11 protein-coding genes are annotated in these 13,756 nt (G+C 66.9%); all 11 read right to left on the reverse strand.

Annotated features, from left to right (window positions below):
* Positions 1 to 9: 9 nt before the first annotated feature.
* Positions 10 to 909 carry a glycosyltransferase gene (locus tag IP89_RS06450; RefSeq protein WP_043308472.1) on the reverse strand — a complete coding sequence of 300 codons (900 nt, stop codon included), beginning with the start codon at positions 907 to 909 and terminating at the stop codon, positions 10 to 12.
* Positions 899 to 2,656, reverse strand: coding sequence for a carbamoyltransferase (locus tag IP89_RS06455; RefSeq protein WP_043308473.1), 1,758 nt, complete (start codon positions 2,654 to 2,656; stop codon positions 899 to 901). The genes IP89_RS06450 and IP89_RS06455 overlap by 11 nt, the downstream gene beginning before the upstream one ends.
* 132 nt (positions 2,657 to 2,788) lie before the next feature.
* On the reverse strand, positions 2,789 to 4,210 hold the full coding sequence (locus IP89_RS06460) for a lipopolysaccharide kinase InaA family protein (RefSeq protein WP_043308474.1): 1,422 nt from the start codon (positions 4,208 to 4,210) through the stop codon (positions 2,789 to 2,791).
* Positions 4,210 to 4,953, reverse strand: coding sequence for a lipopolysaccharide kinase InaA family protein (locus IP89_RS06465; RefSeq protein WP_043308475.1), 744 nt, complete (start codon positions 4,951 to 4,953; stop codon positions 4,210 to 4,212). The genes IP89_RS06460 and IP89_RS06465 overlap by 1 nt, the downstream gene beginning before the upstream one ends.
* Positions 4,950 to 5,687: a lipopolysaccharide kinase InaA family protein gene (locus tag IP89_RS06470; protein ID WP_043308476.1), complete on the reverse strand. Its 738-nt coding sequence runs from the start codon at positions 5,685 to 5,687 to the stop codon at positions 4,950 to 4,952. The genes IP89_RS06465 and IP89_RS06470 overlap by 4 nt, the downstream gene beginning before the upstream one ends.
* Positions 5,684 to 6,502 (reverse strand): lipopolysaccharide core heptose(I) kinase RfaP, encoded by an 819-nt coding sequence (gene rfaP / locus IP89_RS06475; protein WP_043308479.1) that lies wholly within the window; start codon positions 6,500 to 6,502, stop codon positions 5,684 to 5,686. Before rfaP ends, IP89_RS06470 begins: the two co-directional genes overlap by 4 nt.
* Positions 6,499 to 7,620 (reverse strand): glycosyltransferase family 4 protein, encoded by a 1,122-nt coding sequence (locus tag IP89_RS06480; RefSeq protein WP_043308480.1) that lies wholly within the window; start codon positions 7,618 to 7,620, stop codon positions 6,499 to 6,501. The genes rfaP and IP89_RS06480 overlap by 4 nt, the downstream gene beginning before the upstream one ends.
* On the reverse strand, positions 7,620 to 8,624 hold the full coding sequence (waaC, locus tag IP89_RS06485; protein WP_043308484.1) for a lipopolysaccharide heptosyltransferase I: 1,005 nt from the start codon (positions 8,622 to 8,624) through the stop codon (positions 7,620 to 7,622). Before waaC ends, IP89_RS06480 begins: the two co-directional genes overlap by 1 nt.
* Positions 8,621 to 9,658: a lipopolysaccharide heptosyltransferase II gene (gene waaF / locus IP89_RS06490; RefSeq protein ID WP_043308486.1), complete on the reverse strand. Its 1,038-nt coding sequence runs from the start codon at positions 9,656 to 9,658 to the stop codon at positions 8,621 to 8,623. Before waaF ends, waaC begins: the two co-directional genes overlap by 4 nt.
* 151 nt (positions 9,659 to 9,809) lie before the next feature.
* Positions 9,810 to 10,733, reverse strand: coding sequence for a branched-chain amino acid transaminase (locus IP89_RS06495; RefSeq protein ID WP_043308488.1), 924 nt, complete (start codon positions 10,731 to 10,733; stop codon positions 9,810 to 9,812).
* 38 nt (positions 10,734 to 10,771) lie between these two features.
* Positions 10,772 to 13,672, reverse strand: coding sequence for a bifunctional [glutamate--ammonia ligase]-adenylyl-L-tyrosine phosphorylase/[glutamate--ammonia-ligase] adenylyltransferase (gene glnE / locus IP89_RS06500; RefSeq protein ID WP_043308489.1), 2,901 nt, complete (start codon positions 13,670 to 13,672; stop codon positions 10,772 to 10,774).
* Between the last annotated feature and the right edge of the window lie 84 nt (positions 13,673 to 13,756).

The raw sequence follows: 13,756 nt of genomic DNA on the forward strand, positions 1-13,756 counted from the left end.
CGGGTTCTTTTAGCTCAGCCACAGGCGCAGGGCCTTGCGGGTATAGGAAAGCTTGAGCAGCACCCGCCAGTCCGTGCGCAGGGCCTCGCGATAGTATTCGCGGGCACTGTCCCGCTCTCCAGCCAGCAGGCAGGTGCGGAACAGCGACAGGCAGCGCTGCGCGCGATAGGCGGGCTTGAGCGACTGCAGGTCCGCCGGGAGCCTGGCGAAGACCTCGTCCACCAGAGCCAGGCCAACCTTGCGCGCGGCCTCAGCGTCATGCCGCAAGCTACCGGGGTGCTTGTGGATACGCGCCAGGGTCAGCGGCAGCACCACGACCTGGCGCTGCACCAGGCAATAGGCAAAGACCGGCAGGTCCTCACTATGGCGCAGATGCTCGGGATACGGGCGCTCCAGCAACAGCTCGCGCAGGAATATCGTGGAGCCGTGACCAAGAGCGATCCACTTTTCCAGCAGGTAACCCTCGAGACGCCGCAGGGCGTCATCGGGTACCGCGCTGGCAGGGTGTTCACGCTCGCGGCCGTCGGGCTGCACGGCCACGTGGCCCGCCAGCCACAGGCCGACATCCGGTTGTTCGCGCAGCTTTGCGCAGAGCAGGGGCAGCACGCCGGGGACCAGTTCGTCGTCGGCATCAAGCAGCAACACATGGCGCCCCTGAGCCAGGCGCACGCCATTATTGCGCGCCGCCGAAGGGCCACCATTGGCCTGGCGCACACCCTGAAAGGCGGCGCCATAGCGCTGACTCAGAGTAGTGAAGACCGCCGGGGTATCGTCGCTGGAGCCATCGTCCACCACCCAGAGTTCGACCTCCGGGGTAGCCTGCGACAACACCGACTCGACAGCACGCGGGAGCACGCCCGCGTAGTTGTAGGTGGGGATGACAATGCTAAGCAGAGGCTTAGCCGACATTGTCGTACCAATCCTTGCCGTCCTTGACCACGAGGATGTCTTCCATGATCAGGTACTGCAGGTCGGAGCCGTAGAACATGTTCAGCGCGTCGGTCGGCGAGCAGATCATCGGCTCACCGCGGCGGTTGAGCGAGGTGTTCAGCGACACGCCGTTGCCGGTGAGTTTTTCCAGCTCCAGCATCAGGTCGTACCAGCGCGGGTTGAAGCGGCGCTCCAGCACCTGGGCGCGGGAAGTGCCGTCCTCGTGCACCACTTCGCCGACGCGGTTCTTCCACTCCTCGTTGACCTCGAAGGTGAAGGTCATGAACGGGCTCGGATGGTCGACCTTGAGCATCTGCGATGCCACGGTGTCGAGCATCGACGGGCAGAAGGGTCTCCAGCGCTCGCGGAACTTGATCTGCTCGTTGATGCGGTCGGCCACGCCCGGCACGCTCGGGCAGCCGATGATCGAACGGCCGCCGAGGGCGCGCGGGCCGAACTCCATGCGACCCTGGAACCAGGCCACAGGGTTGGCGTCGACCATGATCTTGGCGATGCGCTGCGCGGTGTTGTCGATGCGCTTGAACACCGGCTTGCTCGGGTGGCGAGCGCAGGCCGCGATCACGTCCTCGTTGGAGTAGGACGGGCCGAGGTAGACATGCTCCATCTTCTCCACCGGCACGCCGCGCTGGTGCGAGACGTAGGCTGCGGCACCGACCGAAGTACCGGCGTCGCCGGAAGCCGGCTGCACGAACAGCTCCTTCACGTCGTCGCGGGCGATGATCTTCTGGTTCAGCTTGACGTTCAGCGCGCAGCCGCCGGCGAAGGCGATCTTGCCGGTTTCCTTGAGGATGTCGCCGAGGTAGTACTCCATCATCTCCAGCGCCAGCTTCTCGAACAGCGCTTGCATGCTGGCGGCGTAGTGGATGTACGGATCGTCGGCGATGTCGCCCTGGCGTTTCGGCCCCAGCCACTCGATCAGCTTGGGCGAGAAGTAGTAGCCCTTGCCGTTTTCCTTGTAGCGACGGAAGCCGATGACGTTGGCGTAGTCGGTGTTGATGATCAGCTCGCCGTTCTCGAACTTGGCCAGGCGCGAGAAGTCGTACTTGGCCGCGTCGCCGTAGGGCGCCATGCCCATGACCTTGAACTCGCCGTCGAGCATCTCGAAGCCGAGGAACTCGGTGATCGCACCATACAGGCCGCCGAGCGAATCCGGATCGTAGAACTCCTTGATCTTGTGGATCTTGCCGTTCTCGCCGTAGCCGAAGAAGGTGGTGGCGTACTCACCCTTGCCGTCGATGCCGAGGATCGCGGTCTTTTCCTTGAAGCCCGAGCAGTGGTAGGCGCTGGAGGCGTGGGCCAGGTGGTGCTCGACCGGCTCGATCTTGACCTTCTTCAGGTCGAAGCCCAGCTGCTCCAGGCACCACTGAATCTTCTTGTGGTAGCGCTTGTAGCGGCGATTACCCATCAGGATCGCGTCGAGCGAGCGGTCCGGGGCGTACCAGTAGCGCTTGGCGTAGTGCCAGCGGGCCTTGCCGAACAGGCTGATCGGGGCGAACGGAATGGCCACCACGTCGACGTCGGACGGCTTGATCCCGGCCTGTTCCAGGCAGAACTTGGCGGACTCGTAGGGCATGCGGTTCTTCGCATGCTTGTCGCGCACGAAGCGCTCTTCCTCGACCGCCGCGATCAACTTGCCGTCGATGTACAGGGCGGCGGACGGGTCATGGCTGAGTGCGCCGGACAGGCCGAGAATGGTCAATGCCACGGGAAAGCCTCTTGCTGCTACGGGCGGGCGGGCCGCCACGGAAAGTGGAAGGCGGACACGAGGCCGCCCAAACAAAGCCAGGGATTATAACGGCTGCACCGGGCCTAGGGTATTCCAGCCAGCCGAAGCGCCTCAGAGCCGCGGCAGACGCTGGTCGAGCAGGCGATGCAGAGCGGATTCGGCCGGCCAGTTGCGCAGGAAGCGCGCCCGGTCGCGGGCATAGGCGCGGGAGAAAGCAGCCTGGCTGCCGTGCTGGCGCATGGCATCCAGGTCGATCAGGCTCCACTGGCCGTCGACCCAGAACAGGTTGCTGCCCTTGAAGTCACCGTGGCTGATGCGCTCGCGAATCAGCGCAGCGAACAGCCGATCCAGGCCCTGCAACTCGGCGTCCGGCGGCGCGCCATCGACATGCGCGGCGAAGCGCGCGCTCAGGCTCTCGCCGGCGCAATGCTCGGTGAGCAGGTAGGCGCGCCCGCGCAACCCGCACCAGCGCCGTTCGAGCACCGCCAGCGGCTGCGGCGTGGCGATGCCCAGCAGCTCCAGGCGATTGCCCTCGACCCAGCTATGCCAGGCCCGGCTGGGGCGCCAGAAGCGTTTGAGCCAGTGCAGCCAGCTCTTGATGTTGTAGCGCTTGAGCACCAGCGGCCGCCCCTCGCGCTGCAGCAGGGCGACAGTGGCTGTGCCGCCATCCTTGAGCAGACGGCCACCGGCGATGGCGTCGTCCGGCGCCTCCAGAACCGACGCCAGCTCGGCCTGGCGCTCGCGACGCACCACGCGCAGGCCGAATGCATTGATGCGTGCGGCGAACAGGCTGCAATCGCGGCCGATCTTCTTCAGGTAGTCACGCAGGCGCCATTGGCGCACCTTGGCCACCTCATCGAGCAGCGCCTCCAGCGGCAGGGCATGCTCGGCATTGACCAGCAGGTAGTGGACCAGCAGTTCTTCGGTGAAGGGCGCGAGCTCCGCCGGTAGCTGAGCGAAGAACACCCCGAGGTTTTCCAGCACCCGCTGACGCGACAACGGCTGACCGGGTGTCTCGACCTGGATGCCGCCGCCGTCGATCAGGAACAGCTGACCGCCATGTCGCAGCAGGTTGTCCAGATGCAGGTCGGCCTGCCACAGCCCGCGGGCGTGCAGCTGGGCAATGGAACCCAGCGCCTCGCCGAGCACTGCCTGCTGGGCGTCGCTCAACAGCGGCTCGCGCTCGACCGCACGCCAGGCATCCCACAGACTCTCGGCGCCATCCAGGAAGTCAAACAGCAGCCAGCCGCCCTGCCCTGCCACATGCCCCTCGGCCAGCAGCGCCGGAGTGGTCAGGCCCTGCTCGGCAAGCAACTTGGCGCCGGCCAGCTCACGCTGGAAGTGACGCTCGGCCTTGCCGCCGACCAGCAGCTTGGCCAGCACGGCGCGGCCCTGCCACCGGGCCAGGCCGACATAGCGCTGCCCCGGCAGCACCCGCAGCAGTCGGTCGATCTGCAGCGGCTCGCCGCCCAGCTCCAGCGTCAGCGGCAGGCTCGGCGCGCGTCCGGCCTGCGCCAGCTCGGCGAGCTGCATCAGCGCGTCTCCTTGTTGCGCCGACGGGCGCCCAGGCGCTGGTTCCAGCGACCGACGTCGCCAGCGGCGCCCAGATAGGCACTCAGCAGCTGCTGCACATCGGCCTCGCTCCATACGCTGGCGCGGCGCAGCAGGGGCTCCAGATCCTTGATTCGGTCACGCTCGCCCAGCAGCAACGGGCGAGTCTTCTCCAGGTCGATCAGCTGCGCCTCGAAGCCGGCGCCGGCCTCGCGCAGGAAGATGTGCTTGGGATAGAAACAGCCATGCACCTGCCCCGCGCCGTGCAGGCGGCGGGCCAGCTCGCCACAGGCCTGCAGGATGGCGCTGCGCTGCGCCGGCTCCAGTTGCGCCCAGTGCGGTAGCCACTGGTCCAGTTCCTTCCAGCCATCCAGGGCACGGGTGAGCAGCACCGCTCGACGTTCGCCCGGCAACCGTCGTTCGGCAAAGAAAGCGGCCTGCAGCGCCGGAATGCCCAGGCCGCTGTAGCGGCGGATATTGCGAAACTCGCGGGCGAAGGTCGGCTCACCGAGGGGGCGCAACAGGCTGCGAGTCAGGTGGTTGCTCTGCCGCTTGAGGTAGTAGGCCGCCTCGCCCAGGTCCAGGCGATAGACACTGCTCCAGCCGCCACGCTCGGTATTCGGCTCATCCACAGCTTCCAGCTTGAGCGCCCACAGCGCATCGAAATCGGCCAGTCCGTGGCGCTCGAGAATCTCGCGATCCTCGGCGGCGATGAAATCGCTCATTCCCTGCCCTCGAAGAATTTCACTATCTGAACCACGCGGCGCTTGTCGCTGGCGTTCAGCCGCGTGCGGCCACGGTACTGCAGGTAGAAGCGCAGACGCTGGCTGCGCGACAGCACCTTGCTGGCGACCTTGTCCAGGCAGGCCAGGTCCTTGACGATGCGGTAGCGCAGGAACGGCCCCCACCAGAAAGCGCCGGTCGGACAATCGATGAAGAACAGCTCGCCGGCCGGGTTGACCAGCAGGTTGCGCCACTTCAGGTCGTTATGGGCGAAGTGGTGGTCGTGCAGGGCGCGGGTCGCCTTGGCCAGCTGGCGGCTGACGCCATCCACCCAGTGCGCATCGGCCAGGCGCGGATCGCTCTGCTGGGCGATGGCCGCCAGGTCCATGGTGCCTTCCAGCTCGCGGGTGATCAGCGCACCGCGCTTGAAGGCGCCGCGCTCACGCTCCTGCCCCCAGCCCACCAGCGCCGCGGTGGGGATGCCCCACTTGGCGAAATACTTGAGGTTCTGCCACTCGGCCTTGACCCGCGGCCGGCCGAACCAGCGACGCAGGCCCTTGCCGGCGCCCCAGTAGCGTTTGACGTAGTAGCGCACGCCGGCGTGCTCTACCCGCAACACTTCGGAGAGCGGATCGCCGGTGATCCAGTCGCCCTCCAGCGCGAACACCTGGTCGAGGTCGGCGAAAAGTGCAGCAGTTTCGGCATCCAGCCCCTCGGCGAGCTTCCACTGACTCACGCTTCGCCTCCTCTGGCGTACTTGCGCTCGAAGCGCGCCAGCAGGCGTTCGGCCTTGCCCTCGAGCCAGCGCAGCAACGGCGCCTCGTCCTGCAGGATTTGGCGCAGAGACTTGCCTGCGAAGTAGCCGCGCAGGAAGCGCAGCTTGTCGCGGCGGCTCAGGCCGATGTTCAGCGCAGAGAAATACAGCCCGGCCAGGTCCTTGTTGCGCCAGCGCAGCGGCGTGGCGCCGCGTACCTGGGCGCGGTGCAGATCGATGAGGGACAGGCGCAGATCGTCCGCCGTCACCGGCTTGTCGGTGTGCAGCAGGAAGTGGCAGATGTAGCAGTCGCGGTGGTTGACCCCGGCGCGGTGCATATTGCCGGTCATCTTCGCCACCTCGGCGATCAGCGCACGCTTGAGGCGCGGCTGCGGCGGCTGCTCAACCCAATTCAGGGTCAGCTGCTCCAGGTCGGTGGTCGGCGCCAGCTCCTCGGTGACGATGAAGGAATGCTGCGCCGCCGGATTGCTGCCGCGCTCGCCGTAGGCCACGGCGGTCATGGTCGGCACACCGGCCTCGGTCAGGCGCTGGATCGCCGCCCACTCCTGGCCGGCACCGAGCACCGGCTGCTTGGCGGTGAGCAGGTTCTTGAATATCTCGCCCCAACCCACGCCACGGTGAATCTTGACGAAGTAACCACGGCCATCGACCTCGGTGCGCAACGTGCGGCGCGCCTCCAGCTCGCGGTAGACCTGGCCCTGCAGGCCCTCCACGGCGACGAAGGCATCACGCCCGGCCCACAACGACTTGAACGGCTCGGCAAGGATCAGCTTCATGCGCGCTCCGCCAGAATCACATCGGCCGCGTGCTGCGGCATGGAGTACAGGTCGGCCGAGTCGGCGAAGGCCAGGCCGTTGGCGCCCCACTTCACGCGCGCCGCGTCGTCACTGAGCATCTCGGCCAGCATGCGGTTGAGATCGTCCTGCGCGAACGGCGCCGGCACCACGCGGCCGGCGTCGGCCTCGGCGATGTAGTGGGCGTAGCCACAGACCTCGCTGACCAGCACCGGCAGGCCAGAGACCACGGCCTCCAGCAGCACGGTGCCGGTGTTCTCGTTGTAGGCCGGGTGGATCAGCAGATCGGCGCCGAGCAGGAAGCGCGGAATGTCGCTACGCCCCTTGAGAATCTGCACCTGGTCGCTCAATCCCAGCGCCTTGACCTGCAACAGGAAGGGCTTGGGATCGTCCTGACCGATGGCGATCAGACGGGTGCGCTTCTTCAGCTCGCGCGGCAGCGCGGCCAGTGCCTTGAGACTGCGATCCAGGCCCTTGGTCTTGAAGCCGGAGCCGATCTGCACCAGCAGCAGGTCGTCGTCGGCCAGCTTGAACTCGTGGCGGAACTCGGCGCGAATCTCGGCGGCATTGGCCGGCGCGCGGCGGTCCTGAGCGATGCCCGGCGGCAGCAGATGGAAGCGCGCATCCGGGGTGCGGTAATGCTTGATGAACAGCGGCTGCTGCACCTCGGAGATCATCAGGATCTCGGTCTTCGACTCGGGAGCGAACACCGCCCGCTCGTAGTCGGCGAAGTGCTTGTAGCGGCCCCAGCGCTTGTAGATCGGCGCGCGCAGGGTCTGCGCCTTGTCTTCGTAGCAGCCGTCGGCGGCGTAATAGACGTCGAGGCCCGGCATCTTGTTGAAGCCGACCACGCGATCCACCGGATCGCGCGCCAGATCGGCCGCCAGCCAGGCGCTGAAGCGCTCGTTGCGATGGTGGTTGAAGAATGCCTTGATCGGCGCCACCCGCACGTCGAAGCCGGCGGGCACCTCGCCCTCCCAGATCGGCGTGTAGACGCGGATGGCGTGGCCGCGCGCCTGGCACTCCAGGGCGATACGCATGAAATCGCGCTGCAGGCCGCCGAACGGGAAGTACTTGTAGAGGACGAAGGCCAGCTGCATCACACCGCCTCCTGCTGCGCCAGCAGCAAGGCGTTCAACTCATCGCCCACGCGCTGCGCGCCGAGGCCGTCGAAGCACGGCTTGTGGCGGTCGCCCTTGCCGGCCTGCGGCCCGCTGGCACACAGGTGCAGCTGGCCGCGGCCGTAGGCGCCGACCTTGCCGGGCAGGGTCGGGCCGTAGAGGGAGATGGTCGGCACATCGAGCGCTGCGGCCAGGTGGCCGAGGCCAGTGTCCACGGCGACGCAGGCGGTAGCGCCGGCGATCACCTTGGCCACGCCGGCCAGATTCAGTTTGGGCAGCACCGCGGCGCCCTCGATGCCAGAGACGATGCGCTCGGCGCGGGCGCGTTCGGCCTCGTTGCCCCAGGGCAGGCGGATCGCCCAGCCCTGCCCGGCCATGCGTTCGGCAAGGGCACGCCAGTCGGCTTCAGGCCAGTGCTTGCTGGCCCAGGTGGTGCCGTGCAGGAACAGCAGGTAGGGCTGCGCGGCGACGTCCATCATCGCGCCACGGTCCAGACCGTAGTCGCCCATGCCATCGGGCAGCGGGTAACCCAGGGCCTGGGCGAACAGCTGGCGGGTGCGCTCCAGCGCGTGCTGGTTCTTCGCCACGGCGTACAGCCGGTCGTAGAAGCGGCAGGCAATCGGCTCGCGCGCCGAATCGCGGTCCAGGCCGGCCACCGGTGCCTTGCTGTAGCGCGTCAGGAACGCGCTCTTGAGCAGGCCCTGCGCATCGAGCACCAGGTCGTAGTCGACTTCACCCAGACGCTGCTTGAAGCGCTTCCACTCGCCGCTCTTCCAGGTCTGCAGCGGGTGCTTGCGCCAGCGGCGGATCGCCACCGGGATCACCTGAGCCACGGCCGGATGCCAGGCCGGAATCTCGGCGAAGCCCTCCTCCACCACCCAGTCGAACTGGATGCCGGGGATGGCGCGCGCCGCGTCAGTCAGAGCCGGCAGGGTATGGATCACGTCACCGAGGGACGAGGTCTTGATCAGCAGAACCCTCATCCGGCGACCTCAATGGGGTCGGCGACCAGGCGGTCCAGCGCCTCGATCACCGGACGCGGCTTGAGCTGGCGCAGGCAGTTGTAGTGGCCGAAGCGGCAGGTGCGATCGAAGCACGGGCTGCAGTCCAGGCCCAGGCGGACGATCTCCACCTGGTCCGCCAGCGGCGGGGTGAACTGCGGCGAGGTGGAGCCGTACACCGCCACCAGCGGACGATTCAGCGCGGCGGCCACGTGCATCAGGCCGGAGTCGTTGGAGACCACGGCGCCGGCGGCGGACATCAGGTCGATGGCCTCGGCCAGGCTGGTCTCACCAGCCAGGTTGACGCTCTCCTCGCGCAGGCCCGGAATCAGTCGCGCGCGAATCGCCTCGCAGCCGGGGTGATCGTTCTTCGAGCCGAACATCCACACCTGCCAGCCGGCGCGAATCTTGATCTCGGCGACCTTGGCGTAGTGCTCGACCGGCCAGCGCTTGGCCTCACCGAACTCGGCACCCGGGCACAGCGCCAGCACCGGGCGATCCAGGGACAGGCCGAACTTGACCAGGGCCGCGGCGCGGCTGGCCTCGTCGATCTGCAGGCGCGGCTGCGGATAGGGCTGGGGAATCTCGGCATTCGGCTCATAGGCCAGCGCCATGAAGCGCTCGATCATCAGCGGCAGGCGCTCTTTGTCCAGCTTGCGGATGTCGTTGAGCAGGCCGTAGCGCATCTCGCCCTTCCAGCCGGTGCGCTTGGGGATGCCGGCGAAGAACGGCACCAGGGCGGATTTCAGCGAGTTGGGCAGCAGGATCGCCTGGTCGTACTGGCCGGCCAGGGACTTGCCGATGCGCCGGCGGGTGGCGATATCCAGCACGCCATGGCCGAGCGGGAAGCTCAGCGCCGCGCGCACCTCGGGCATGCGCTCGAGGATCGGCCGGCTCCACTCGGGCGCCAGCACATCGATCTCACAGCCGGGATGGCGCTGCTTGAGGCAGACGAACAGGGTCTGCGCCATCACCATGTCACCGACCCAGCTGGGACCTACGATCAGTATTCTCATCAGGGCTCCGGAAATGAGCGGGGAGGCTCTCGCCTCCCCAGTCACCGCCTATTTATAGTCGTTCACTCGGCCATCAGAGCGAACATGCCTCAGCATGATGGCCGATTCGTGACTAGCAGATTGGGGCGCAGTCACGCTTTTTCAATCGGTCTCACTTGACCAGGGTGCGCCACTCGCCGTGGGCGCGGGTCTGGCCGGTGACCAGGTCGAAGTAGGCCTTCTGCAGCTTCTCGGTGACCGGACCACGACGGCCGATGCCGATCTGGCGGCCGTCTACTTCGCGGATCGGCGTGACTTCGGCGGCGGTGCCGGTGAAGAAGGCCTCGTCGCAGATGTACACCTCGTCGCGGGTGATGCGCTTCTCCACCACCTTGATGCCGTGCTCTTCAGCCAGGGTCAGGATGGTGCTGCGGGTGATGCCGTTGAGGCAGGAAGTCACTTCCGGGGTGTACACCACGCCGTCCTTGACCAGGAAGATGTTCTCGCCCGAACCCTCGGCCACGTAGCCTTCCGGGTCCAGCAGCAGGGCCTCGTCGGCGCCGCCGGAGATGGCTTCCTGCAGAGCCAGCATCGAGTTGATGTAGTTGCCGTTGGCCTTGGCGCGGGTCATGGAGATGTTGACGTGGTGGCGGGTGAAGGAGCTGGTGCGCACCTTGATGCCGGTCTTCAGGGCTTCTTCGCCCATGTAGGCGCCCCAGTTCCAGGCGGCGACGATCACGTGCACCTTCAGGCCGGTGGCGCGCAGGCCCATGCCTTCGCTGCCGAAGAACACCATCGGGCGCAGGTAGGCGCTTTCCAGGCCGTTCTCACGCACTGCGGCGCGCTGGGCTTCGTTGATCTCTTCCTTGGAGAAAGGGATCTGCATGTTGAAGATGTGCGCCGAGTCGAACAGGCGATCGGTGTGCGCCTGCAGGCGGAAGATCGCGGTGCCGTCCGGGGTGTTGTAGGCGCGCACGCCCTCGAACACGCCCATGCCGTAGTGCAGGGTGTGGGTCAGCACATGGGTGGTGGCGTCGCGCCACTGCACCAGCTCGCCGTCATACCAGATCACGCCATCACGGTCGGACATCGACATCTTTGCCACTCCTCAGTCTTCATCGGTTCAGGGGAAGGTCAGCTCAGACCCAGCTCGCGCCACAGGCGCATCACGCTGCGCCGTTCGGCGGCGAACTGGTCGCCGGCGACCTTGCCCGGTTGTTTCTGCAACGCCTGCCGGTGGGCGGCGGAGCGATAGGCCTTGTAGGCCTCCTGCAGCAGTTCGACGTCGGCGGCGGGCATCAATCCCACGTCGCGCAGGCCGTCGAGAATGCGGATGTTGTCGGTGTAGCGATGCAGCTCGGGATGCTGCCGCGACCACGCCAGGGCCGCGTATTGCACCATAAATTCAATATCGACGATACCTCCGGCGTCCTGCTTCAGATCGAAGGAAGTCGCGGCCTCGAAGGCATTTTCCGCGGTGCCGGCGGCGGTTTCCTTGCTGCCCAGATTGTCGCGCATCTTCGCCCGCATCTCGCTGACTTCGGCCTGCAGCTGCGGCAGGTCGCGCGGGCGTTCGAGGATCGCCGCACGCACCCGTTCGAAGGCGCCGGTCACCCGCGCGCAGCCCACCAGCACGCGGGCGCGCACCAAGGCCTGATGCTCCCAGGTCCAGGCCTCGCTCTCCTGGTAGCGCTGGAAGGCAGACAGCGAACTGACCAGCAGACCCGCCGCTCCCGAGGGCCTCAGGCGCATATCCACTTCATAGAGCTGTCCGGAGGTAGTCTGGGTAGTCAGCAGGTGGATGATGCGCTGGCCCAGGCGGGCGAAGAACTGCGCGCCGTCGATGGGCTTGGCGCCATCTGTCTCGGCCTGCGAGTCGCCGTCATGGATGAACACCAGATCGAGGTCCGAGCCATGGCCGAACTCCAGGCCGCCGACCTTGCCGTAGCCGACGATGACGAAGTCCGGATCGCACAGGCTGCCGTCGGCGCGCCGTGGATTGCCGTATTTGGCCACGGTCTGGCGCCAGGCCAGGGCCAGCACCTGGTCGAGGATCGCCTCGGCCAGCCAGGTCAGGTAGTCCGAAACCTTCATCAGCGGCAGGGTGCCGGCGATTTCCGAGGCGGCCACACGCAGGCCGTGGGCCAGCTTGAAGTGGCGTAGCGCCTCCATCTGCTGCTCCAGATCGTCCTCGGGAATCCGCGTCAGGCGCTCGCGCAGCTCGGCCGCCAGCTCCGGTGCCAGCGGCGGGCTGAACAGGCGGCCCTCGTTGAGCAGCTCGTCGAGCAGCAGCGGGAAGCGGGTGATCTGTTCAGCGATCCACGGGCTGGCCGCGCACAGGGTGATCAGGCGCAGCAGGGCCCCGGGGTTCTCGGTGAGCAGCACCAGGTAGGCCGAACGCCGCGCCACCGCCTCCACCAACGGCAACACCCGCTCCAGCACCAGGTCGGGATTGTCATGCTCGACCGCCTGCGCCAGCAGGCGCGGAATGAAGGCGTCCAGACGCTCGCGTCCAAGGCGCTGCATGGTGCGTACCTGAGTGCCGTTCTTCAGATCGATCAGGCGCTTGAGCGCGGCCGCCGGCTCGGCGAATCCGGCCTCGGCCAGCTGGCGGCCGGCCATCTCCTCGTCCAGCGCCTCTTCCCACAACGGCAGCCATTCGCCGCCGATGCAGGTATCGACCTCGCCGTCTTCCTCGTCCGGGTCGGCGATGACCTGGCGGAAGTGCCACTCGATACGCCCGCGCCAGTACATCAAGCGCTCATGGAAGGCGGCCCAGTCGGCAAAGCCCATGATGCAGGCCACGCGCGCGCGGTCGGTGTCGTTGTCCGGCAGCATCTGCGTCTGGCGGTCGGCGATGGCCTGCAGGGCGTGTTCGGTGTAGCGCAGGAATTCGTAGCCTTCCTTCATCTCGGCGATGATCGGCGGCGGCAGGTAGCCCTGCCCCTCCAGGGTATCGAGCACCTTGAGCAGCGGCCGCTGCTGCAGGCTGAGATCGCGACCGCCGTGGATCAGCTGGAAGGCCTGGGCGATGAACTCCACCTCGCGGATGCCGCCGGAGCCGAGCTTGACGTTGTCGGTCATGCCCTTGCGCCGCACTTCCTGCTGGATCAGCTGCTTCATGGCGCGCAGCGCCTCGATGGCGGAAAAGTCCAGGTAGCGCCGGTAGACGAAGGGCCGCAGCATCTCCAGCAATTGCTTGCCGGCTGCCTGATCGCCGCCGACCACGCGCGCCTTGATCATCGCGTAGCGCTCCCAGTCGCGCCCCTGGTCCTGGTAGTACTGCTCCAGGGCGTTGAAGCTGAGCACCAGCGCGCCGGCAGAGCCATAGGGGCGCAGACGCATATCGACGCGGAACACGAAGCCGTCGACGGTGATGGCGTCCAGCGCCTTGATCAGGCGCTGGCCCAGGCGGGTGAAGAACTCCTGGTTATCCAGCGCGCGCTTCACGCCCTCGGTCTCGCCGCCTTCCGGGTAGCCGAAGATCAGGTCGATGTCCGAGGACAGGTTGAGCTCGAAGGCGCCGAGCTTGCCCATGCCGAGGATGACCAGGTGCTGCGCTTCGCCGCTGTTGCGCCCGATCGGCGTGCCGAACTGCGTGCAGTGACGCGGGTAAAGCCATTGGTAGGCGCCATCGATGCAGGCATCGGCCAGGTCGGAAAGATCGCGGCAGGTCTCGGCCAGGTCGGCCTGGCGGGTCAGGTCGCGCCAGATGATGCGCACCTGCTGACGGTTGCGGAAACGCCGCAGACGGCGGCCCAGTTCGTCCTCGTCGGCGCAGTCCTGCAGCAGCTCCAGCAGTTGGCCGCGCAGCTCACCGGCGGCGAAGCGCCGCTCCAGCTCGCCACTGTCGGCAAGCGTTTCCAGCAGGGCCGGATCGCGCACGAGCTGCTCGTAGACGAAGTCGCTGAGGGTGCAGAGCCTGCTCAGCGCCTCGCCGCGAGGCTGTGGCCAGCCCGCCGGTAGCAGCGGCCGAGCGCGTTCGGAGAGGGAATGCAGGACATCAGGAAGGGCAGCCAGTACGGGCAAACTCATGGTCTATCCTTGGGGACGGGCGGCTCGCCCTAGCTCCTAAGGCGCCCCTGCCCTCGCCGAAAATTGTAGTTTTACTACTAAAGA

Source organism: Pseudomonas sp. ML96 (assembly GCF_000761545.1).
Taxonomy (GTDB): domain Bacteria; phylum Pseudomonadota; class Gammaproteobacteria; order Pseudomonadales; family Pseudomonadaceae; genus Aquipseudomonas.